21 protein-coding genes and 2 tRNA genes are annotated in these 21,751 nt (G+C 73.5%); 9 read left to right on the top strand and 14 right to left on the bottom strand.

Translation table 11 applies throughout. The features are described 5' to 3' along the window. Positions 1-134: 134 nt before the first annotated feature. Positions 135-443 carry a mycothiol system anti-sigma-R factor gene (rsrA, locus tag K7G61_RS09645; RefSeq protein WP_225846285.1) on the bottom strand — a complete coding sequence of 103 codons (309 nt, stop codon included), beginning with the start codon at positions 441-443 and terminating at the stop codon, positions 135-137. Beyond that, positions 440-1,105, bottom strand: coding sequence for a sigma-70 family RNA polymerase sigma factor (locus K7G61_RS09640; protein ID WP_374204099.1), 666 nt, complete (start codon positions 1,103-1,105; stop codon positions 440-442). The genes rsrA and K7G61_RS09640 overlap by 4 nt, the downstream gene beginning before the upstream one ends. A gap of 468 nt (positions 1,106-1,573) precedes the next feature. Between K7G61_RS09640 and K7G61_RS09635 the strand changes: the two genes are divergently transcribed. After that, positions 1,574-2,167, top strand: coding sequence for a helix-turn-helix domain-containing protein (locus K7G61_RS09635; protein ID WP_225846284.1), 594 nt, complete (start codon positions 1,574-1,576; stop codon positions 2,165-2,167). Here K7G61_RS09635 and K7G61_RS09630 read toward each other — a convergent pair. Further along, a complete protein-coding gene (locus K7G61_RS09630) occupies positions 2,106-2,729 on the bottom strand; it encodes an alpha/beta family hydrolase (protein ID WP_225846356.1) in 624 nt (207 codons plus the stop codon). The genes K7G61_RS09635 and K7G61_RS09630 overlap by 62 nt on opposite strands. Before the next feature lie 101 nt (positions 2,730-2,830). Further along, positions 2,831-3,655, bottom strand: a complete 825-nt coding sequence (locus K7G61_RS09625; protein WP_225846283.1) for an SOS response-associated peptidase — start codon at positions 3,653-3,655, stop codon at positions 2,831-2,833. A gap of 93 nt (positions 3,656-3,748) precedes the next feature. Between K7G61_RS09625 and K7G61_RS09620 the strand changes: the two genes are divergently transcribed. The 4 genes from K7G61_RS09620 to K7G61_RS09605 all read left to right on the top strand — a co-directional run bounded on the left by K7G61_RS09620 (position 3,749) and on the right by K7G61_RS09605 (position 7,529). Beyond that, positions 3,749-4,462 (top strand): M50 family metallopeptidase, encoded by a 714-nt coding sequence (locus tag K7G61_RS09620; RefSeq protein WP_225846282.1) that lies wholly within the window; start codon positions 3,749-3,751, stop codon positions 4,460-4,462. Between the two features lie 149 nt (positions 4,463-4,611). Further along, complete coding sequence (gene aroA, locus K7G61_RS09615; protein ID WP_225846281.1) at positions 4,612-6,036, top strand: 3-phosphoshikimate 1-carboxyvinyltransferase; 1,425 nt, start codon at positions 4,612-4,614, stop codon at positions 6,034-6,036. Positions 6,037-6,045: 9 nt separating this feature from the next. Next, entirely contained in the window at positions 6,046-7,047 is a 1,002-nt protein-coding gene (rsgA, locus tag K7G61_RS09610) for a ribosome small subunit-dependent GTPase A (protein WP_225846280.1), read from the top strand. A 158-nt stretch (positions 7,048-7,205) separates the two neighbouring features. Next, positions 7,206-7,529, top strand: a complete 324-nt coding sequence (locus K7G61_RS09605; RefSeq protein WP_225846279.1) for a multidrug efflux SMR transporter — start codon at positions 7,206-7,208, stop codon at positions 7,527-7,529. Positions 7,530-7,595: 66 nt separating this feature from the next. Here K7G61_RS09605 and K7G61_RS09600 read toward each other — a convergent pair whose 3' ends face one another. Beyond that, positions 7,596-8,153, bottom strand: a complete 558-nt coding sequence (locus K7G61_RS09600) for a TetR family transcriptional regulator (protein ID WP_225846278.1) — start codon at positions 8,151-8,153, stop codon at positions 7,596-7,598. Positions 8,154-8,354: 201 nt separating this feature from the next. Here K7G61_RS09600 and hisN point away from each other — a divergent pair, with 201 nt between their 5' ends. From hisN to K7G61_RS09585, 3 genes are all read left to right on the top strand, one after another. After that, positions 8,355-9,152 carry a histidinol-phosphatase gene (hisN, locus tag K7G61_RS09595; protein ID WP_225846277.1) on the top strand — a complete coding sequence of 266 codons (798 nt, stop codon included), beginning with the start codon at positions 8,355-8,357 and terminating at the stop codon, positions 9,150-9,152. A gap of 180 nt (positions 9,153-9,332) precedes the next feature. After that, positions 9,333-9,725: a cyclic nucleotide-binding/CBS domain-containing protein gene (locus K7G61_RS09590; RefSeq protein ID WP_225846276.1), complete on the top strand. Its 393-nt coding sequence runs from the start codon at positions 9,333-9,335 to the stop codon at positions 9,723-9,725. A gap of 260 nt (positions 9,726-9,985) precedes the next feature. Beyond that, a complete protein-coding gene (locus K7G61_RS09585; RefSeq protein ID WP_225846275.1) occupies positions 9,986-10,408 on the top strand; it encodes a Fur family transcriptional regulator in 423 nt (140 codons plus the stop codon). A 63-nt stretch (positions 10,409-10,471) separates the two neighbouring features. On the opposite strand, the gene K7G61_RS09580 is transcribed toward K7G61_RS09585, so the two are convergent. The 5 genes from K7G61_RS09580 to K7G61_RS09560 all read right to left on the bottom strand — a co-directional run bounded on the left by K7G61_RS09580 (position 10,472) and on the right by K7G61_RS09560 (position 17,834). Further along, positions 10,472-11,716 (bottom strand): HEAT repeat domain-containing protein, encoded by a 1,245-nt coding sequence (locus K7G61_RS09580; protein WP_225846274.1) that lies wholly within the window; start codon positions 11,714-11,716, stop codon positions 10,472-10,474. A gap of 222 nt (positions 11,717-11,938) precedes the next feature. Next, positions 11,939-12,012, bottom strand: a tRNA-Met gene (locus K7G61_RS09575). A gap of 634 nt (positions 12,013-12,646) precedes the next feature. Then, complete coding sequence (locus tag K7G61_RS09570) at positions 12,647-14,338, bottom strand: tetratricopeptide repeat protein (protein ID WP_225846355.1); 1,692 nt, start codon at positions 14,336-14,338, stop codon at positions 12,647-12,649. Between the two features lie 425 nt (positions 14,339-14,763). After that, positions 14,764-14,837 (bottom strand) — tRNA-Met (locus K7G61_RS09565). Positions 14,838-14,897: 60 nt separating this feature from the next. Then, complete coding sequence (locus tag K7G61_RS09560; protein WP_225846273.1) at positions 14,898-17,834, bottom strand: UPF0182 family protein; 2,937 nt, start codon at positions 17,832-17,834, stop codon at positions 14,898-14,900. A 120-nt stretch (positions 17,835-17,954) separates the two neighbouring features. Between K7G61_RS09560 and K7G61_RS09555 the strand changes: the two genes are divergently transcribed. Next, complete coding sequence (locus K7G61_RS09555; RefSeq protein ID WP_225846272.1) at positions 17,955-18,506, top strand: PPA1309 family protein; 552 nt, start codon at positions 17,955-17,957, stop codon at positions 18,504-18,506. 56 nt (positions 18,507-18,562) lie between these two features. Here the strand turns inward: K7G61_RS09555 and K7G61_RS09550 are convergent, their stop codons facing one another. The 4 genes from K7G61_RS09550 to K7G61_RS09535 all read right to left on the bottom strand — a co-directional run bounded on the left by K7G61_RS09550 (position 18,563) and on the right by K7G61_RS09535 (position 21,668). Continuing rightward, on the bottom strand, positions 18,563-19,636 hold the full coding sequence (locus tag K7G61_RS09550) for a PDZ domain-containing protein (RefSeq protein ID WP_225846271.1): 1,074 nt from the start codon (positions 19,634-19,636) through the stop codon (positions 18,563-18,565). Positions 19,637-19,645: 9 nt separating this feature from the next. Next, entirely contained in the window at positions 19,646-19,870 is a 225-nt protein-coding gene (locus K7G61_RS09545; RefSeq protein WP_225846270.1) for a hypothetical protein, read from the bottom strand. Positions 19,871-20,015: 145 nt separating this feature from the next. Beyond that, on the bottom strand, positions 20,016-20,462 hold the full coding sequence (locus K7G61_RS09540; protein ID WP_374204097.1) for a molybdenum cofactor biosynthesis protein MoaE: 447 nt from the start codon (positions 20,460-20,462) through the stop codon (positions 20,016-20,018). A 102-nt stretch (positions 20,463-20,564) separates the two neighbouring features. Continuing rightward, on the bottom strand, positions 20,565-21,668 hold the full coding sequence (locus tag K7G61_RS09535) for an NAD-dependent epimerase/dehydratase family protein (protein ID WP_225846269.1): 1,104 nt from the start codon (positions 21,666-21,668) through the stop codon (positions 20,565-20,567). Positions 21,669-21,751: the final 83 nt, after the last annotated feature.

Below are 21,751 nucleotides of genomic sequence, written 5' to 3'. Positions count from 1 at the left end.
CGCGTACCGGCACCCGGCGAAACGAGCGGCGGGCGCGGCCCCGCCCCGCCGGACCCTCGGGTCCGTGAGGAAGGGCCGCGCCCGCCGCTGCCGTGTCACCGGGTGGGGCGACTCACCGCACCCTCACCGTCAGCTCACCCGATCGGGTGAGAAGCCTCCGCGCCCGGCACGGTGTCCGGCGCCGATTCCCCGGCCCGGATGAGCTCGATCCGCATCATGACCTTCGACCGGAGGTCGGTCGGCACGTCGTCGGAGCCGCAGCACCGCTTGACCAGCTTCTTCACGGCCGCCTCCAGCCCGTACTTCTCCAGGCAGGGGTGGCACTCGTCGAAGTGCTCGCGGAACTTGGCGCAGGCGTCGTCGGACATCTCGTCGTCGAGATACTCGTAGAGGTGTTCGAGCACCTCGGAGCAGTCGGTCTCATGCGGGTGGCCGCAACTCATTGTTCCGCGCCCTTCTCGTCTCCCGCGCCCGCCGGGACCAGCCCGCGCTCCCGGGCGTAGTCCTCCAGCAGCTCGCGCAACTGGCGACGTCCCCGGTGCAGCCGGGACATCACCGTGCCGATGGGTGTACCCATGATGTCCGCGATCTCCTTGTAGGCAAAGCCCTCGACATCGGCGAGGTAGACCGCGATGCGGAACTCCTCGGGGATCGCCTGCAGCGCCTCCTTGACGTCGGAGTCGGGCAGGTGGTCGAGGGCCTGGGCCTCCGCGGACCGCAGGCCGGTCGACATGTGCGACTCGGCGCGGGCGAGCTGCCAGTCCTCGATCTCCTCGGAGCCGCTGCGCAGCGGCTCGCGCTGCTTCTTGCGGTAGGAGTTGATGAAGCTGTTGGTGAGGATGCGGTACAGCCACGCCTTCAGGTTGGTGCCCTCGCGGAACTGGTGGAAGGACGCGTACGCCTTGGCGTACGTCTCCTGGACCAGGTCTTCGGCGTCGGCCGAATTGCGGGTCATCCGCAGCGCGGCCGAGTACATCTGGTCGAGGTAGCCCATGGCGTCGCGCTCGAAGCGCGCGGTGCGCTCCCGGTCGCTCTCCTGTGCTTCCCGGCCGGACACACCCGTGGTGTTCGCCGTGCTGTCGTCGGTGCCGGTGACCGGACCCACCTCCTCGGTGACGCGTGCGAGCCCATGTGCGGACACGCTCGTCTGGGAGGATATTGCACTTGGGACGGCCGCGCCGGACTCACCCTTGGCATCCCGCTTGCCGGCCCACTGGGCCCAGTCGAGATAGGGCGCGGCTGCCTCGTGCGCCATGGCCTGGCCGGACGGCCGGCATGCGGCTGGAACCATGCGGTCTGCCTCTCTCACCGTGCTTCGTCACTGCTGTACCGCTCTCATGCTTGCGGCACTGACAACGCCGACAGTGCTGTCGTCATTCCCGGGGGTTCGCGGGGGTTGGCGAGGGGGTGCAGAGCGGGTGCCGAGGGGGTGCAGAGCGGGTGCCGAGAAGGTGCCGAGGACGGCGAATGCCGGTGGGAGGGGCGTGCCCCGGCCGCGCCCGCGCCCTGCCGCGCCCCTCTCGCGTGGCAAACCCTTTTGCCGGATCCGCAAGACACGCGGGACACTGGGGGTGTGAGCGACGATAACGCCCAGGACGACGAGGTGGAGCGGACGCTGGCCGGGGTGGGGACGCGGCTGCGGGCGGCGCGGATGGAGCGCGGCGTGACCCTGGCGGCGCTCTCGGCGGCCACCGGGATCTCGGTGAGCACGCTGTCCCGGCTGGAGTCGGGCCGCCGCCGGGCCACCCTTGAGCTGCTGCTGCCGCTGGCCCGCGCCCACCAGGTGCCGCTGGACGAACTCGTCGGCGCGCCCGAGGTGGGCGACCCGCGGGTGCGCGCGACGCCGCGCAGGACCGACCGGATGACCGTCCTGCCGCTGACCCGGCAGCCCGGGGCCCTGCAGGCGTACAAGCTGGTCATCGACCCCGGGCCGCCGGCCGAGCAGCGCACCCACGAGGGCTACGAGTGGCTGTACGTGCTGTCCGGCCGGCTGCGGCTGCTGCTCGCGGAGCGCGACCTGGAGCTGCGGGCCGGGGAGGCGGCGGAGTTCGACACCCGGCTGCCGCACTGGTTCGGGCCGGCCGGGCCGCAACCGGTGGAGGTGCTCAGCCTTTTCGGCCGGCAGGGCGAGCGGATGCATGTCCGAGCCCGGCCAGCCAGTCGCTGACCGCCCCGGTCAGCAGGTCCAGCGCTTCCTCCTGGCCCGGCTCGGCCCGGGCCGGCACCTTGAAGCCGTGGTCGCCGTGCGGCACCTCGACCGGCTTGTGGCCTTCGGGGAACTCCGCCGGCCGCCCGAAGGGGTCGTTGCCGCCCTGCACCACCAGCAGCGGGCACGCCAGGCCCCCCGCGACCAGTTCCCCGGCCCGTGACCGCTCGGGCCGGCCCGGCGGGTGCAGCGGGAAGGCCAGCGCGAGGACCGCGGCCGCGCCCGTCTCCTTCGCGGTACGGCACGCCACCCGCGCCCCGGCGCTGCGCCCGCCGGCGACCACCGGCAGCCCCGGCGCGGCGAGAGCCGGCCACAGGGCCGTCCACCCGGCGTCGAGCGTCTTGGGCGCGGGCGCCAGCTTCTTGCCCGCCACCCGCCACGGCTGCTCGACCAGCGCCACGCTCACCCCGCGTCCGGGCAGGGCCCGCGCGAGCGCCACCAGGTCGCGCGCCTCGATGCCGCCGCCCGCGCCGTGCCCGAGGGCGAGGACGCTGCGCGGCCGGGCCGCCGGGTGCCAGGTGATCCGGGCGGGACCCGCGGGCGTGTCGGCGTACTCCTGGCGCGGCTGCCCCGGCCGCCGGCCCGACGACTCCTCGGTCCGCCCTCGCGTCTGCTGCTCGCCCACTAGAACAGTGTGGCTTCCTCGGGCGCCGGAAGCTCCTCGACGAGCTGGGGGCCGTTGTTGCGGACGTTGCTGACGTCGGTGCCGACCGGATACGCCCGCAGCAGGCCCGGCGGCGGGGCGGCCATCAGGTCGCGCAGCTCGTCGGGGTCGGTGGTGGCCGGGTCCAGCCAGGCGTCCCAGCGGTCGGGCGTCATCATCAGCGGCATCCGCGGGTGGATGTCGGCCAGCGAGCGCGGGCCGCCGCCGGGACCGTCCGCGTACCCGGCCAGGTCGGTGGTCTCGGCGGCGGTGGTCAGCACCGAGCAGGTCGCCCACCAGGCCCGCGGATGGTCGTCGGGCAGGGTGCGGTCGCGCCAGAACTCGTACAGCCCGGCCATCGCGAACACCGAGCCGTCGGCGGGAGTGATGAAGTACGGCTGCTTGCGCGGCCGCTTGCGCTTGCCCTGCTGCTCCAGTTCGAGCTCCTCGACCCCGGTCATCCACTCGTAATAGCCGTCGGCGGGTATCAGGCAGCGCCGGGCGGCCATGGCGCGGCGGAACGACGGCTTCTCCAGGGCGGTCTCGGACCTCGCGTTGATCATCCTGGCCGCGCCGTCGGGCGTCTTGGCCCACGACGGGACCAGTCCCCAGCGCAGCACCCGTAGCTGCCGCACCGGGTCCGGGGAACCGGAGTCCCGTACCGGACGGTCGAGTACCGCATGGACGTCTTTCGTCGGAGCCACGTTCCAGTCCGCCGCGAGCGTCTCGGTGGGGTCCCACTTCTCCACCTCGAACAGGCCCGCGAGATCCTCGGGTTTCCGGCTCGCCGCATATCGACCGCACATGGCTGCCAGACTGCCATGACCGCGCGCCCGATCGGCCGGGATCGGCCCCGATCGGCCCCGAGAGGCCCCGAAAGGCAAGGACCGCACAGCGAAATGAACGTCGCGAGCATCACACAGATGTGGGACCGGCTCACCGGCACCCAACCCGACCCGTCGCGCTGGCTGGTGGGGGTGACCGCCCTGCTCGCGCTGGCCTCGGTGGCGACGCACGGCGTGTGGCGGATAGTCCGCAACGCGGTGACCATCGCGCACGAGGGCGGCCACGGCCTGCTGGCCCTGCTGACCGGCCGCCGCCTGGACGGCATACGACTGCACTCCGACACCTCGGGCCTGACCGTCTCCCGCGGCAAGCCGCACGGCCTGGGCATGGTGCTGACGGCCGCGGCCGGCTACACCGCCCCCCCGCTGCTGGGCCTGGCGGGCGCCGGGCTCCTGGCGGCCGGCCACATCACCGCGCTGCTGTGGGGGGCGACGGCGCTGCTGCTGGTCATGCTGGTCATGATCCGCAACGCCTACGGGGCGCTGACCGTGGTGCTCACCTGCGCGCTGTTCCTCGCGGTGTCCTGGCTGACCAAGGCCCAGGTGCAGGCCGCGTTCGCCTACCTGGTGGTGTGGTTCCTGCTGCTGGGCGGCGCCCGTCCGGTCGCCGAGCTGCAGCGCAGCCGCCGGCGCGACCGCGGCGGCGGCTCCGACGCCGACCAGCTCGGCCGCCTCACCCACACCCCGGCCGGCCTGTGGCTCCTGCTGTTCTACGCCGTCGCCCTCTGCTCCCTGGTGGCGGGCGCGCGCTGGCTCCTGCCCAGGTGAGGGGCCCCGTACGGGACAGGCCGGCGGCGTACCCGCGGGGCCGGAACGGACCGCGGCGACGCGACCGGAAGCCCCCCTTCCTGTTTCCAGTGGGTTTCGCCGCATTCGCCGACTTATCTCCCGGTACTCCAGCCACTACGCTTGCGCCCATGACCGACAGCACGCCGCAGAACGACCTGTGGCCGGCGCCGACCGCGACCGGCGCCGTGAACGCTACCGTCACGGTGCCCGGCTCCAAGTCGGTGACCAACCGCGCTCTGGTGCTGGCCGCGCACTCCACGGAACCCGGCTGGGTCCGCAGGCCCCTGCGCAGCCGCGACACATCCCTGATGGCCGACGCGCTGCGGGCCATGGGAGTGCAGATCGACGAGACGGTCAACCCCGACGGCGGCGAGGCCTGGCGGATCATCCCGGCGGGCCTGCACGGCCCGGCCACCGTGGACGTGGGCAACGCGGGCACGGTGATGCGCTTCCTGCCGCCGGTGGCCGCGCTCGCCGACGGCCCGGTGCGGTTCGTGGGCGACACGCGGGCCTACGAGCGGCCGCTGGGCGGGGTGATCGACGCGCTGCGCACGCTGGGCGCCCGGATCGAGGACGAGGGCCGCGGCTCGCTGCCGATGACCGTGCACGGCGCGGGCTCGCTGGCGGGCGGCGGCGTGGAGGTGGACGCCTCGAAGTCGTCCCAGTTCATCAGCGCCCTGCTGCTGTCCGCGCCGCGCTTCAACAAGGGACTGGAGCTGCGCCACACCGGCCGCACCCTGCCGTCGCTGCCGCACATCCGGATGACCGTGAACATGCTGCGCACCGCGGGCGCCAAGGTGGACACCCCGCAGGACGGCGGCGTCCGCGACGTGTGGCGGGTGGCGCCCAGCGCCCTGCTCGGCCGGGACCTGACGGTGGAGCCCGACCTGTCCAACGCGGCCCCCTTCCTGGCCGCCGCGCTGCTCACCGGCGGCCGGGTGACCATCCCCGGCTGGCCGCGCCGCACGACCCAGGCCGGCGACGCGCTGCGGACGCTGTTCACCGAGATGGGCGGCTCGTACGAGCTGACCGACAGGGGCCTGACCTTCACCGGCACCGGCACGGTCCACGGCATCACCGCCGACCTGCACGACGTGGGCGAGCTGGCCCCGGTCGTCGCCGCCGTCGCCGCGCTCGCCGACGGGGAGAGCACGCTGTCCGGCATCGCCCACCTGCGGATGCACGAGACCGACCGGCTGGCCGCGCTCGCCAAGGAGCTCGGCGGTCTGGGCGGCGACGTCACCGAGACCGACGACGGACTGCTGATCCGGCCGCAGCGGCTGCACGGCGGGCTGTTCCGCACGTACGAGGACCACCGGCTGGCGACCGCCGCGGCCGTCATCGGCCTGGTGGTCGAGGGCGTCGAGGTGGAGAACGTGGCGACGACCGCGAAGACGCTGCCGGACTTCCCCGAGCTGTGGACGCGGATGCTGGCGGGTCCGGCGGACGGCCCCGGCGGCTCCGACGGCCCGACCGAAGCGGCGCACGACCCGGCCGGCCCGGCGTACGGCTCCGGCAGCCCGGCGGACGGCTCCCGGGCCGGGCGGGGCTGACGGGACGCCATGCGCCGCTACGGCAAGAACCCGGACGAGGACGACGTGCGCGTCCGCCCCAACCCCAAGGGCAACCGGCCGCGCACCAGCATCCGGCCCAAGCACGAGGACGCGGCCGAGGGCATGGTGCTGACCGTGGACCGCGGGCGGCTCACCGTACTCGTCGACGACCGCGAGATCACCGCGATGAAGGCGCGCGAACTGGGCCGCAAGTCGGCGGTGGTCGGCGACCGGGTGGCGGTCGTCGGCGACCTGTCAGGGGCGAAGGACACGCTGGCCAGGATCGTGCGGGTGGAGGAGCGCTCGTCGGTGCTGCGCCGGACGGCGGACGACACCGACCCGTACGAACGAGTGGTCGTCGCCAACGCCGACCAGCTCGCGATCGTGGCCGCGCTGGCCGATCCCGAGCCGCGGCCGCGGCTGATCGACCGCTGCCTGGTGGCGGCGTTCGACGCCGGGCTCGACCCCCTCCTGGTGCTCACCAAGTCCGACCTGGCGCCGGCCGAACCGCTGCTGGAGACGTACGGGGCGCTGGACGTGGCGCATGTCGTCACCAAGAAGGAGGACCTGCTGGCCGGCGAGGTCGAGGCGGTGCGCGAGCGGCTGGCCGGGCGGACGACCGCGTTCGTGGGCCACAGCGGGGTCGGGAAGACCACGCTGGTCAACGCCCTGGTGGAGCGTCAGCGGCTGACGGGTGTGGTCAACGCGGTGACCGGGCGGGGGCGCCACACCACCGTGTCCGCGCTGGCCCTGCCGCTGCCCGGCGACGCGGGGTGGGTCATCGACACGCCCGGCGTCCGCTCCTTCGGCCTGGCCCACATCGACCCCTCGCGGGTCATCCACGCCTTCCCCGACCTCGAACCGGGCACCGCAGGCTGCCCCCGCGCCTGCTCCCACGACGAACCCGACTGCGCCCTCGACGCCTGGGTCGCCGAGGGCCACGCGGAACCCGCCCGCCTCGACTCCCTCCGCCGCCTGCTGTCCACCCGCGAGCGCCGCGAGGGCGACTGAGCCCGTCGCGCACCCCGGCACTTCGTTATCCGCCCGTACCCCCCACCCGGCACCCCCTTGTGTGATGATCGACACCGCACACTCAGCACACGGCACACGGCACACGGCACACGGCACGCGCACAGCGCAACGGCGGGACGGAAACGGAGGGCTACCCGATGGCGTGGCTCCTGGTGGTGGTCGCGGGATTCTTCGAGACCGGGTTCGCCGTCTGCCTGAAGCTTTCGCACGGGTTCACTCGCTTGTGGCCCACCGTGGCCTTCTGCCTGTTCGCGCTCGGGTCGTTCGGCCTGCTCACCCTGTCGCTGAAGAAGCTGGACGTCGGGCCCGCGTACGCCGTGTGGACGGGCATCGGGGCGGCCGGGACGGCGATCTACGGCATGGCCTTCCTGGGTGACATCGTCTCGGCCCTGAAGCTGGTGTCCATCTCGCTGGTGATCGTCGGCGTGATCGGCCTGCAGATCTCCGGCTCCGCCCACTGACGGCCCCGGCCCCCGATCAGGGGAGGCCGCCGCAGGCAGGCGGGGAGGTCCGCGGGTACGGGGAGCTCAGCCGGGCGGCCGGGACAGGAGGCTGCGGACCAGGTGGGCGACCCGCAGGCAGGCGTCCTCCTCGGTCGCGGCGGGCGCGATCACGTACGAGAGGGTGAGGCGGATCGCCGCCTCGCAGGCCCATACGACGGATTCGGGGCGCAGTTCGGGGAAGCCGGCCGTGAGGGCGCGGACCGCGCGGGTGTGCAGGGCCGTCACGAGGTCGGGGAGCGGGAGGCGGCCGGGCACGCGGCTTCCGGTGAGGGCCGCGCGGACCAGCGGACTGCGGCGGGCGGTGCGCAGCGTCCAGCCGGCGGCGGCCGCGAAGCACTCCCCCGCGTCGCCCCCGTCGAGCCCGGCGAGCGCCAACGCCCGTTCCACGCCCGCCAGATACGCGTCGGTCTCGCGCCGCACCAGGGCGCGGGCCAGCCCCTCCTTGCTGGCGAACTCGTTGTAGAGGGTCTGGCGCGACACCCCGGCCGCGGCGGCCACCTCGCCCATCCGCACGGCCTGCCAGGGGCGTTCGCCGAGCGCGGCGAATGCCGCATCAAGGAGTGATTCCCGCGCGGTCGGCATCATCGCCTCCAAACCGCCGCATGCCCACACATCTCCCGCGGTCCGCGACCGTGCCGAAAATATTGACGCGGCTGGACGCGCTGTCAAGGCTCCGCGCGGCACCCGGCGGCGCTCGGCGGTGCCCGCCGCGATGCCACGCCCCGGCCGCCCCGGGCCGCGCGTGCATGACCGTCACCAGGTGGGATCGCTACTGTTCGGCTCATGCCCGACTACAACGACGACCTGCGGCTGGCCCACGTGCTCGCCGACGCCGCCGACGCCGCGACCATGGCCCGCTTCAAAGCGCTCGACCTCAAGGTCGAGACCAAGCCGGACCTCACCCCGGTCAGCGAGGCCGACAAGGCGGCCGAGGAGCTGATCCGCGGTCAGCTCGCCCGCGCCAGGCCGCGCGACGCGGTGCTCGGCGAGGAGTACGGCGGCGAGGGCGGCGGCCCGCGCCGCTGGGTCGTCGACCCGATCGACGGCACGAAGAACTACGTGCGCGGTGTGCCGGTGTGGGCCACGCTGATCGCCCTCGTGGTCCGCGGCGAGGGGGGCGACGAGGTGGTGGTCGGTGTGGTGTCGGCCCCGGCACTGGGGCGCCGCTGGTGGGCGAGCAAGGGCGGCGGGGCGTACACCGGCCGCAGCCTGTCGTCGGCGACCCGGCTGAGCGTGTCGCGGGTGGCACAGGTCGCGGACGCCTCCTTCGCGTACTCCTCGCTGAGCGGCTGGGAGGAGCGGGGCCGGCTGGGCGGCTTCCTCGACCTGACCCGCGCGTGCTGGCGGACCCGCGGATACGGGGACTTCTGGCCGTACATGATGGTCGCCGAGGGCTCGGTGGACATCTGCGCGGAGCCCGAGCTGAGCCTGTGGGACATGGCCGCCAACGACGTCATCGTGCGGGAGGCGGGCGGCAGGTTCACCTCCCTCGACGGCGCGCCGGGGCCGTTCGGCGGCGACGCGGCCGCCTCCAACGGGCTGCTGCACGAGGCGCTGCTGGGCTATCTGGGCCGGTCGTAACACCGCGTCAGGCGGTCGGCAACCGCCGAACGGGGCCGCGCGCGGGGCACTTGGCCGACCGCCGGCTGCCGTGCGCGCCCCCTTGTGGGGCACCGGGGGCCGTGTGACCATGAGAGCACGCCCGCTTGTGAACTTGTGAATGGGTTCACGCGGCCGTCTCCCTAGGAGGTGTCCCCCTTCATGCTGGTCCGCGACGCGATGAGCACGGTGGTCCTCACCATCGGCCCCGCCCATACCCTCCGCCAGGCAGCCCAGCTCATGTCCGCCCGCCGGGTCGGCGCGGCCATCGTCCTCGACCCCGACACCTACGGGCTCGGGATACTGACCGAGCGCGACGTACTCAACGCGGTCGGCGCGGGTCTCGACCCCGACCAGGAACACGCCCACTCCCACACCACGACCGACGTCGTCTTCGCCACCCCCGGGTGGACGCTCGCCGAGGCGGCGGGCGCCATGCTCCGCGGCAACTTCCGCCACCTCATCGTCCTCGACGGCCAGGATCCGGTCGGCGTCGTCTCGATGCGCGACATCGTTCGCTGCTGGGCCCCCTCCCAGGCGGCCGTCCCGGCGTGACCGTCCCGGCGTGAGGAACGGCCGGAGCGACGGAAGGGACCGGAGCCCCATGGCGTCCGGTCCCTTCGTCGCGCGGGGGCGCCTCGCGCCCCCGCCCGGTCAGGCGGCGATGCGGCGCGCAGGGCCTGGAGCGCGCCTCCCGGCCGCCTGCCGAGATCTCCCCACCGATAATCGATCCTACCTTGGACTTCATCCAAGTCAAGAAGAGGCTTACTTACGGAAGGATTCTGCTTCCGGAACCCCGCTGTTACGCTGGAAGCATGAGTGACCTGCTGGAACGCCTGCGCGAGCGGGGCTGGCGGCTGACCGCCCAGCGCCGTGTCGTGGCCGAGGTCCTCGACGGCGACCACGTCCATCTGACCGCCGACGAGGTGCACGCGCGTGCCATCGAGCGGCTGCCGGAGATCTCGCGCGCGACCGTCTACAACACGCTCGGCGAGCTCGTGGGCATCGGTGAGGTCACCGAGGTCTCCACCGACGGGCGCGCCAAGCGGTACGACCCCAACGCGCACCGCCCGCACCAGCACCTGGTCTGCTCCCTTTGCGGCACGATCCGCGACGTGCGCCCGCAGGGTGACCCGCTGGCCGCCCTCCCGTCGAGCGAGCGCTTCGGTTTCACCGTCTCGACGGCCGAGGTGACCTACCGGGGACTGTGCCCGCGCTGCACGCGGGCCGGCGCCTGACGTCGGGCAGCCGCGGTCGGGGGGCCGGCGGGCGTACGGCGGCCAGATCGATACAGCCGGCGGCTAGCGGCGCCGGACGCGCTCGGCGGCGCGGCGTACGGCGGGTTCGCGGCGGACGCGGCCTATCCAGGCGGTCTCGGCGGGTATGCCGTCCGGGACGCGGGCAAGCGCCTCGAACACCTCGCGGGCCACGCCGGGGTCGGAGTCGTTGGCCAGCGGGGCGAGCAGGCCGATGAGCTCGTCGGGTTTGGCCAGGCGGCCGACCGCCCGGGCTGCGGCGCGGCGGACGACGGCGGGCTCCCGGCCGAGCAGGCGGGCGAGCAGTTCGGTGTCGGCGGCGTCCCCGCACTCGCCGAGGCCCGTGGCGAGCCCGGCCAGCAGGGCGGACGGCGGCGCCTGGACGCGCAGCGCCTTCACGAGCTGCCGGCGGTAGACGTCGGCGGGCGGTTCGCCGCGCTGGTAGAGCTGCCAGCGGGCCTGGGCCCGCACCATCCGGGCGCGGTCGGCGAGCAGGGGGACGAGGCGGGCCGCGGGCACGTCGGCCGGCAGCGCGGCCACCGCCAGTTCCCGCACGCCCGCGCCCCCTGCCCGCAGCAGCCGGCCGGCCTGGCCGGGGTCGAGGTCGAGCAGCCGCTGGGCGCACAGCCTGCGGCAGACCTGGTCGTGGTCGTGGAGGGCGGTGCGCAGCAGGTCGCCGTGGACGTAGTCGCCGAGGTCGAGGGCGAGTTCCACGCCGAACCTGCGGGCCGGGGGATCGGAGTCGGCGGCCAGGGCGCGTACCGCACGGCGGTGCGCGGGCCCGCTGAGGACCTCTCGGTACGCCGCCAGCAGCCCGCCGGCCCGGCGGCGTCCCTCCAGCCTCAGCAGCAGGCGGACCACGGCGGCCACCTCGTCGGGGGCGCCGCGGGCCAGCACGGCCGCGGCGGCCTTCCGGCGTATCGCGGGCACCCAGTCGACGGTACGGAGGGTGAGCGCGGCCGCGGGCAGGGGCCCGCCGCTGCCCGCGAGTCCCTCGACGGCGGCCTCGCGCAGCCGGCCGTCCGCGTCGAAGGAGCCGGTCACGAGGCGCAGCAGGTCGGCGGGGCCCGGGTCGTCCGGCCGCTTCGTGAGGCCGCCCGGCCGCGCGTGCCGGTCCAGGTGCAGCAGCAGCGTGACGGGGGCGTGGCCGAGGGCGTCCAGCGCGGCGGCCCTGTCGTACGCGGGCCCGTCGTCGGCCGCCTCCCGCAACCCGGCCAGCAGCGGGACGACGTCCGCGCGGCGGCCGCTCAGCGCCCGGGCGCACCACACGGTCCAGCGTCCTGTGTCCACGGTGACCGCGGACCGGCGTCGCCGTCTGCGCAGCAATCCCGCCTCCACGCTTCGCCTGGGATCTCCGGTCGGCCCGCTCCTCCCGTGCGCGTGCGCCGCCGCGGGCCCTCCGGCTCCAGGATCTCCCGCGGGCGCGCCCGGCACCAACCCGGTGCGCCGGACTTTGCCGGAACAAGAAGAAGGCCCGGGGGCTCGCGCCTCCGGGCCTTCTCCACCTCTTCGTAGCGGGGACAGGATTTGAACCTGCGACCTCTGGGTTATGAGCCCAGCGAGCTACCGAGCTGCTCCACCCCGCGTCGGATGACTCAATCTTACGGCACGCACGGTGACGCCACCAAATCCATTCCCGTCCGGTCCGCCCGGCCGGGCGGGGCGTGCGGGCCGCGGGTGGGCTCCGCCGGGAGCGCTCAGGACCGCGGGCCCTCCCGAAAGGGCGCCCCCGGCGCGCGATCCCACCGCGCGCCGGGGCGCGCCGGGGCAGTCGTCCCCGTGCCCGAACCACCGCCTGACGGCTGCCGACCACGCCGGCGCGAACCGCCACCCACAGGTGCGGCCCCGGAGGCGGGAGCCCCCGGCACGGGAGGAACGGCAGCCCCGGAGGCGGGAGCCCCCGGGACGGGAGGAACGGCAGCCCCGGAGGCGGGAGCCCCCGGGGCGGGAGGAACGGCAGCCCGAAGGCGGGAGGAACGGCAGCCCCGGAGGCGGGAGCCCCCGGCACGGGAGGAACGGCAGCCCCGGAGGCGGGAGCCCCCGGCACGGAGGAACGGCAGCCCGAAGGCGGGAGCCCCCGGCACGGGAGGAACGGCAGCCCCGGAGGCGGGAGCCACCGCGGCGGGAACGGTCCCCGGGGACCGAGTGCGCCCCCCCCGGGGGCCAGGTGAACGGTGGCCGTCCGGAGAGGGCGCGTCAGCGGGACCGCGGGGGTGGCGCTCAGGCGGTCAGTTCGTGGGCCACGGCGTTGGTCAGCCGTGCGGCGCGCTCGGCGACCTCCGGGGGGCCGCAGGCCATGGCGCGGGCGCACCAGGACTGGGCGGCGGACAGGTCGCCGTGGCGGGCGGACAGCAGGGCCATGCGCAGCGCGGCGCGGCCGTGGCCGGCGTCGGCGGCGCGGGTCCACCACAGGGCCGCCTCGGGCTCCGAGCCCTCGCGGGCCAGGAGCAGGCCGAGGTTGAAGGCGCCGTTTCGCGAGCCGGACTCCGCGGCACGCCGGTACCAGTGGGCGGCGCCCACGACGTCGCCGCGCTTGGCCGCGAACATGCCGAGCCGCACCTGGGCGCGGGCGTGGCCCTGGCGGGCGGCCCGCTCGTACCACTCCTCGGCCTCGCCGCGGGCGACCGCGTCGTCCTCACGGGCGGCCGCGTCCTCCTCGCGCTCGCGCCGGCTGAGCAGCGCGCCGAGCCGGTACGCCGCCTCGGGGCTGCCCCCGCCCGCCGCGCACCGCAGGTGCCGCTCGGCCGCGTGGTGGTCGCCCTCCCGCTGGAGCGCGATCGCGACCTGGAGGGCGGCTTCCGCGTGCCCGGCGGCGGCCGCCCGCTCGTACCAGCGGCGGGCGGTGTCGTGGTCGCCCCGGCCGGCGAAGAGGATGCCGAGGTTGAAGGCCGCGTCGACGGATCCGGCCTCGGCCGCCTTGGAGAACCAGGGCTCGGCGCCGGCGGCGTCCCCGCGCTGCAGCAGCAGCACGGCGAGCGCGTTGGCCGCCTCGCGGTGTCCGGCGTAGGCCGCCTGGCGGTACCACTGCTCGGCCTGGCCGGAGCGCTCCTGGGCGGCGCACAGCAGCCCGAGGTTGTAGGCGCCGTTGATGTCGCCGGCCGCCATGGCCGTGCGGTACCAGCGCTCGGCGGTCTGCGTCTCGCCCTCCTCGGCGTGCAGCGCGCCGAGGGCGTTCGCCGCGTTGCCGTCGCCCGCCTGCGCGGCGCGCCGCCACCAGGTCGCGGCCTGGTCGAGGTCGCCCGCGTCGCGCAGCAGGAAGCCCAGCGCGCAGGCCGCCCGTGCCTCGCCGTCCCGCGCGGCCGTCAGGTACCAGTGCCCGGCCTCCTTGACCTCGCCGCGCTCCTCCAGGAGGGTGCCCAGGCGCAGCGCGGCCCGCCGGTGGCGGCGCGCGGCGGCCTGCCGGTACCACTGCTCGGCCTCGCGGTCGTGGCCGCGCCCCGCGCAGATCCTGGCCAGCCGGTACGCGGCCTCGCGGTGCCCGTGCTCGGCCGCGACCCGGTACCAGCGCTCGGCGCCGACGTCCCCGCGGTGGTCGAGCAGTTCCGCCAGGGCGTACGCGCCCAGGGTGTGGCCGGAGTCGGCGGCCTGCCGCAGCCAGTACTCGGCGGCGGGCTCGTCGCCCCGCTCGCGGTGGTGCCGGCCGAGCGCGTGCGCGGCGGGCGCGGAGCCCGCGACGGCGGCGATCCGCCACCAGCCGGCCGCCTCGTCGGCGTACCCGCGCTGGTGCAGCAGCAGGGCCAGGTTGTTCGCGGCGGCCCGGTCGCCGTGCTGGACGGCGGCCCGCAGGTAAGGCTCCGCGCCGTCCAGGTCGCCGCGCCGCAGCAGCAGGGTGCCCAGGGCGCTCATCGCCCCCGGGTCGCCCTGCTCGGCCGCCTTGCGGTGGCGCGCCTCGATCTCGGCCTCCTCGCGCATGGCGAGGGTCTCCTCGTCGGGCAGCTCGCTGAGCAGCACGGGCTCGCCGCCCTGGGCGCCGCGCTCCGGGCCGGCCCCCTCCTCGGGCGCCCGCACGGGCGCCTCCTCGACGCGCGGCGCGGGCAGCAGCCGCGCGACCGCGGGCCCGGCCCCCTCCTCCGCGGGCGCGGCCGGGCGACCCGCGGACCCATGCCTGCCATGGCTCTGACGAGTGTTCAGAAGCTTCGCACCATCCCCCATAAGCCCCATGCTCGCACCAACCGCTCCCGGCGTACACCTGGTATACCGCAACCGGCTTGGTCACTTCAGCGTTATGTCGACTTCCCGACTTCCCGACATCGCCCACTGTCAAACACGCACACGACCATGTCCCCGGTTCAAGTGAAAAGGCCCGAAGTCGATTGACTTCGGGCCTCTCCGTACCGTAGCGGGGACAGGATTTGAACCTGCGACCTCTGGGTTATGAGCCCAGCGAGCTACCGAGCTGCTCCACCCCGCGTCGTTGTGTCTCAACCGTACCACGACGTGGGGCCGCCTCCGCGGTCGCCCCGGGGCGGGCTCAGCCCTTCTTGGCGGCGGCGCCCTTCTCCAGCGCCTGAGCGTCCTTCAGCGCCGCCTCCAGCCGCTTCTGCGCCTCGCCGTACTTCTGGAAGTCGCCCTGCTTGAGCGCCTTCTGCCCGTCCTCGTACGCCTGCTGGGCGCGGTCGAGGGCGTCCGCGAGCGACGAGTCGCCCGTGCCGGGCCCGCTCGCCGTCGGCGGCGGGCCCGACGTACCCGTGGAGCCGGCCGGCGGCTGGGCGCCGGTGTTCGCGCCGAAGACGGAGTCCAGCGCCTTGGCGAGGGTGTCCTCCAGCGCGGTCTGCCCGTTGAAGTTGACGAACACCTTCTTCATCAGCGGGTAGTCGGTGTTCGCGCCGCGCACGTAGACCGGTTCGACGTACAGCAGGCCGTTGTCCAGGGGAAGCGTCAGCAGGTTGCCGTACTCGATCGTGGAGTCCTTGCCGCGCAGCAGGGTGATCGACTGGGCGTAGTCGGAGTTGAACTTGCTCTGCACGAGCTGCGGGCCGTCGACGGGGGCGTCGCTGGGCAGTTTCAGGATCCGCAGCTTGCCGTAGTCCGGGCTGGTCGCGTCGGAGTCGACCGCGACGAAGGCGGCGAGGTTGGGGCGGTTCTTGGGGGTGAAGGTCGAGGTGAGCGAGAACGCCTGGCTGTCGCGCCCGGGCATCTTCAGGCTCAGGTAGTACGGCGGCACCGCCTTGCCCGACTTCGAGGCGGGGTCGTCGGGCACCTGCCACACCTCGCTGCCGCTGTAGAACTGGGCGGCGTTGGTGACGTGGTACTTCGCCAGCAGTTGCCGCTGCACCTTGAACAGATCCTGCGGGTAGCGCAGGTGCGCCAGCAGGTCCGGCGGGATGGCGCTCTTCGGCTCGACCGTGTGCGGGAACGCCTTCATCCACGTCTTGAGGACCGGGTCCTCGGTGTCCCACTGGTAGAGGGTGACCGCCCCCGTATAGGCGTCGACGGTCGCCTTGACCGAGTTGCGGATGTAGTTGACCTGGTTCTGCCGGGCGACGACCGAACGCTGGTCGCTGGTCAGCGAGTCCGCCGTGGTGTCGCCGAGCGTGGTCCTGGAGGCGTACGGATAGCTGTCGGTGGTGGTGTAGGCGTCCACGATCCACACGATGTGCCCCTTGACCACCGCGGGGTACGGATCGCCGTCGATGGTCAGCCAGGGGGCGACCGCCTCCACCCGCTCCTTGGGCGTGCGGTGGTAGAGGATCCTCGATCCGTGTCCTATGGCGCCGGAGTAGAGGATCTTGGGCTCCCCGAAGGCCACCGCATAGGCCGCGCGCGTCACCGGGTTGTCGAGGCTGACGCCGCCCTTGCCGTCGTACGAGAACGACTGCTCGCCGGACTTGTCGGAGGCGTAGTCGAGCTCCTTGGTCGGGCCGCCCACGATCGAGTACTGGGTGGTCTGCTCGCCGAAGTAGACGCGCTGCTGGTACGGGCCCATGCCGCCGGTCGTCGGAAGGTCCTGCTCGGTGTAGACGGGCTGGCCGGTGGGGTCGCTGCCGTTCTCGCCGCCGTTCGCGCCGCCGCCGGTCACCTCGGTGCCCTTGGCCGCGACGATGCCGAAGCCGTGAGTGTACTTGAAGTGCTCGTTTATCCAGTTCTTCTCGGAGATGCCGTTGATGTCCAGCTCGCGCAGGCCCACGACGGTGTCCTGCGTCCTGCCGTTCTCGGTGTAGCGGTCGACGTCCAGCGTGGAGGGGAACGAGTAGTAGCTGCGCGACTGCTGCATCTGCTGGAAGGTGGGCGAGACCACGTTGGGATCCAGCACGCGGATCGACGCCGAGGTGTCCACGTCGGCCCGCAACCGGGCGTCGGTCGCCGAACTCGTCCCCGCGTAGTCCGACACCTGGCTGTCGGCGATCCGGTACGCGGCACGGGTCGCGGAGATGTTCTTCTGGATGTAGGGCGCTTCCTTGGCCGCCTCGTTGGGCTGCACCTGGAACTTCTGCACCAGCGCCGGGTAGAGGCCGCCGACCAGGATGGCGGACAGCACCATCAGCCCGAAGCCGATCATGGGCAGCGACCAGGTGCGCCGCCACAAGGTGGCGAAGAACAGCAGCGCGCAGATCACCGCGATGCAGAACAGGATGGTCTTGGCCGGCAGGTAGGCGTTGGCGTCCACGTAGCGCAGGCCGGTCCAGTTGTCGGTGGCCTTGAAGCCGCTGTGCTTGATCGCGAGGCCGTAGCGGTCCAGCCAGTAGGCGACGGCCTTGAGCGAGACGAACACCCCCAGCAGCACCGACAGGTGGCCGGTGGCCGCCGCGGTGGCCCTGCCGCCGCCGGGCGAGGTCAGGCGCAGCCCCCCGTACAGGTAGTGCACCAGGGCGGCGGCGACCAGGGAGAGGATCACGGCCGCGAAGCCGAAGCTCAGCAGGAAGCGGTACCAGGGCAGGTCGAAGACGTAGAACGAGACGTCCTTGTGGAACTGCGGGTCCTTGACGTGGAACGGCGTGGCGTTGCTCGTCATGAGCCACAGCCGCCACTGGGTGGCCGCCGAGCCGCCGGCGATGAGCCCGACCACGGCGCAGACTCCCGCGAGCACCCACCCCCGGTACGGCGCGAGCCCCATCCGGTAGCGGTCCAGGCTCTGCTGCTCAAGGGACATGGCGCTCAGCGGCGGCCGGAGCCGGTAGGCGAGGAAGATGTTCACACCGACGATCGAGGCCATGAGCAGGCCGAAGACGCAGAACAGGCCGATCTTCGTCCACAGCATGGTGGTGAACACCGAGGAGTAGCGCACCGAGCGGTACCAGAGCCAGTCGGTCCAGAAGCCCGCGAACATCACGAAGGTGATCATCAGCACCATCAGGATGCCGACCGTGATGAGGAGGGTCCGCGCCCGCCGGGACGGACGGCCCATCGTGATCCGCGGCCCCGACGGCCCTCCGTCACGGTCCGGCATCTGGAATACCAACGTGCGCACCTCGAAATGTCATGGTTTCGCAGGGTTTCACGGGTGCCCCGGCTCGGACCCCACAGGTGCAACTTACTCACGCTTTGGCCGGTTCCCGATTCCGGCCGGGGAAGAGGCAGGATAGTGACCATGCCTGAGACCACCGCCGAAGGTGCCCCGCTCGCCGCCACCCCGCTGACCCGTGCCGTCCTGGAGATCGACGCCTATGCGTCGGCTCTGGGCTGGGACCAGCCCGCCCGCCTTTTCGCCCTTGTCGACACCGCCCGGCTGCGGGCGAGCGAGCCGGGCCTGGCCGACCGGCTCGGCCTCGGCGACGACGCCCCGGGCGGTCTGACCCCGATCGAGCAGGAGGAGCTGCCGTCCGGACAGCCGCTGGACGAGTTCCTGGCGACGATCGCCTGGCCGGATGTGATCGCCGGCTGCGCGCTCACCGTGGAGCGGCTGATGCTGCCGCCGTCCGCCGAGTCGGCCATGCCCGAGGACCTGGACGAGGCCGCGCTGAGCGCCTGGGTGGCGGCCCACCCCGAGCGCCAGGAGGTGCGGATGACGGTCGCCGTGCTGCGCGGCGGCGAGCGGGAGTCGGCGCTGAGGCTGCGGGCGAAGGACACGCCGTCCGAGGTGCTCACCGGGTCCGACCTGGTGCCGGGGCTGGCGGAGGCGCTGTCCGCGACGTTCGCGTAGGCGCCCCGGCGGCGGCCTCACGGGCCGCGGGCCGCCGCCTGGACGCAGTCCCGGGCTCAGCTCTTGCAGCTGGGCAGCGCGGAGGTCTTGCCGGTGCGGATGTCGGTGAGCGCGGCCATGGCGTCGTCCAGCGTCTTGACCTTGACCAGGGTGAGGCCCTTGGGGATGTCCTTCGCGGCCTCCCCGCAGTTGTCGGCCGGGGTCAGGAAGTACTTCGCACCCTTGTCGCGGGCGCCGATCGTCTTCAGGCTGATGCCGCCGATCGGGCCGACGTCGCCCTTGTCGTCTATGGTTCCGGTGCCCGCGACGAACTGGCCGCCGGTGAGGCTGCCGGGGGTGAGCTTGTCGACGATGCCCAGCGCGAACATCATGCCGGCGCTGGGTCCGCCCACGTCGGCGAGCTTGATGTCGATGCTGAACGGGAAGATGTGCTCGACGCCCGCCTGGATGCCGACGACCGCCCGGGTGGGCCCCTGGTCGTGCGAGGTGCGTGTGGTGATCGTCACCGACTGAGGGAGCGGCGACTTCTTCTTGGCGTCCGCCGCCCGGATCACGGTGAAGGTGACCGGCTGGCCGGGCTTGTGCTTGGTGACCAGCGGCGCGACGTCCTCTGCTTGCTGCACCGGGTGCCCGTCCACCGCCTTGATCACGTCGCCGGCGTGCAGCCGCCCCTGCGAGGCGCCGCCTTTGACAACGGCTGCCACGATCACCCGCGACGGCACCGCGATGTGCAGCTCCTTGAGGGCGGCGACCTTGGCGCTGTCCTGGGACTGGCTGAACTCCTCGGCGTTCTGCTGGTCCGCCTGCTGGGCCGTCTGCCCCTTCGGGTAGAGGGTGTCGTGCTCGACCACCTTGTCGTCGTGACGCAGCCAGCCCACGAACGCCTCGACCAGGTTCATGTGGTAGTCGGCGCCCGTGACGCGGACGGTGGTCATGTTCAGGTGCCCGGTCGCCGGGTACGTCCTGTGGCCCGAAATCTGGATGACCGTGTCACCGGCGTAGTCCCCCAGCGTGTTCACCGTCGGCCCGGGCGACATCTCCGAGTACGGGGTGGGCGCCAGCAGCGCCACGCACAGCAGCGCTATGAGGGTCAGGGACGAGGCGAGCAGCGTCGCGGTGCGGCGTGGCATAGGACGAATCTACGGGACCGAGCCGGCGACCGGCCCCTCGGGTGAGTCCTCGTCCTCGTCCGCGGGCGGTGTTCGCCTCCCGGACGGCGGTCGCTGCATCGCCTGCCGGAACCGCTCGTAGCCGGCCAGCGAGGCCCCGTCACCGGACGCCTTGCCGTGCGCCGCCCAGCGGGCCCACACAGCCGCCGCGCAGATCCCCAGCAGCGGAATGACCAGCCAAGCGAGTGCTCCCACGGCGAACTCCCGACCCCGTAACACGCAGAAGTGGACGAATGGGCAGATTAACCACCCACCGGTTCCACGCTCCTCCGCTCCCCGGGATGACGCAACCGGGCTTCCCCCTAACGGAGGGTGAGCGCGAAGGGGGTCGCCTCAGCGGTCAGACGCCGACCCACTCCTGCGAACCGTCGTCGAACACCTGGTGCTTCCAGATGGGCACCTGCGACTTCAGATCGTCGATCAGGCGGCGGCTCGCCGCGAAGGCCTCGCCGCGGTGCGCGCAGGACACCGCCACGATGACGGCGATGTCCCCGACCGCCAGCTCCCCCACGCGGTGCACCGCCGCGAGCGCCCGTACCGGGAAGTCCGCGGCGACCTTCTCCGCGACGCGGCGCAACTCGGCCTCGGCGGAAGGGTGGGCGGAATAGGTCAGCCCGGTCACCGCCGTGCCGGGCCGGCCGTCGTGGTCCCGCACCGTACCGACGAACAGCGTGGTACCGCCCGCGGCATCGTCTCCGACCGCGGCGAACACCTCGTCCACGGACAGCGGGGTATCACGGACGGCGAGCAGCCTGAGGGGATCACGCGAGGACGTCATGCCGGTCATGCTGCCTCATCCCCCGCGATACGGACAGCCCGGTCCCCGCGCCCCGTACCCCGCGCCCGCGAGGTCCACACGTCCGGGGGCCGCGCCGCCGTGCGTCCGGCGTCAGATGCCCCTGCGCCTGCGGGCCCGCCGCACCGCGGCCGCCGCGCCGACAAGGGCGACCGTCGCCCCGGCCGCGCCCAAGGCGGTCGCGTCCTTGCGGCCGAGCCTGCGGCCGGCCACGGAGTTGCGGCCCGCGACCTCCTCCAGGAGTTCGGCGAGCACTTCCTCGTTGGTCCACGTCGGCCGCCACCCCGCCTCGTGCAGCCGGTTCCCGCTGACCACCCACGGGTGCATGGTGTACGCGAGGTCGCCCGCGGGCGACGGCGTCAGGCCCAGCCGGTGCAGCCGGGAAGCGGCGCCGAACGCGATCGCCGGCGGCAGCTCCATGCGCCGGATCCCGCTCAGCTCCTCGACCTCCTCCTGCTCCAGCCAGCCGTCGCACCCCACCGCCATCTCGCCGTCCACCTTCTCCAGCGCGGCGAACTCCAGCGCCGCGACCAGGTCCTCGACGTGGCAGAACTGCCAGCAGGGCCGGCTGCCGGCCACCACCAGGAGCCGCGGCGACTCGAAGTACCGGGTGAACGCGGTGTCCGTGCCGCCGACCAGCACGGCCGGGCGCAGGATCGTCACGTTGAGGCCGGGGTGGGCGCGCGGGGCGCGGCGGCCGAGCCGCTCGATCTCCAGCAGGTCGTCGACGAAGCTCGCCTCCGAGGTGGCGCGCAGCGGCGCGTCCTCGGCGAGCGGCACGTCGTTGTCGGCCTGGGCGCCGTAGACCATCGCCGAGGTGCACAGCACCACCCTGCGCACCCCCGCGGCGGCCGCCGCGGTGAGGACGGTCTGGGTGCCGCGCACGTTGAAGGCCGAACGCGCTTTGGCGTCGGAGTCCAGGTCGAGGTCGAGCGCGAGGTGCACCACGACGTCCGTGCCGCGCAGCTTGTCGGCGATGGCGGGATCGCGTACGTCCAGCACCCGCCAGGCCGCCCCGGGCACCTCCGCGCGCCGCTCGTCGATCGCCACGACCTTCCTGACCTGGTCGGACGCGGCCAGCCGCAGGGCCAGCGCGTGCCCCACGCCGGAGGCCGCGCCGGTGACCGCGACCACCGGCCCCGTGCCCGGCCGGCCCTCGGTCCGCTCTGGGCGAACGTGTGCTTCTGGGGAACTCACCGGGTGTCTCCCACGGTTGTCTCAGATACGTACGCAGCCATCCTGCCGGACAGGTGTCTAGGCTGGAGGTACAGCCCGTACAC

Source organism: Streptomyces sp. HPF1205 (assembly GCF_020400825.1).
Classification (GTDB): domain Bacteria; phylum Actinomycetota; class Actinomycetes; order Streptomycetales; family Streptomycetaceae; genus Actinacidiphila.
The sequence above is the reverse complement of the archived record's forward strand: the minus strand, read 5'-3'. Positions and strand labels throughout refer to the sequence as shown.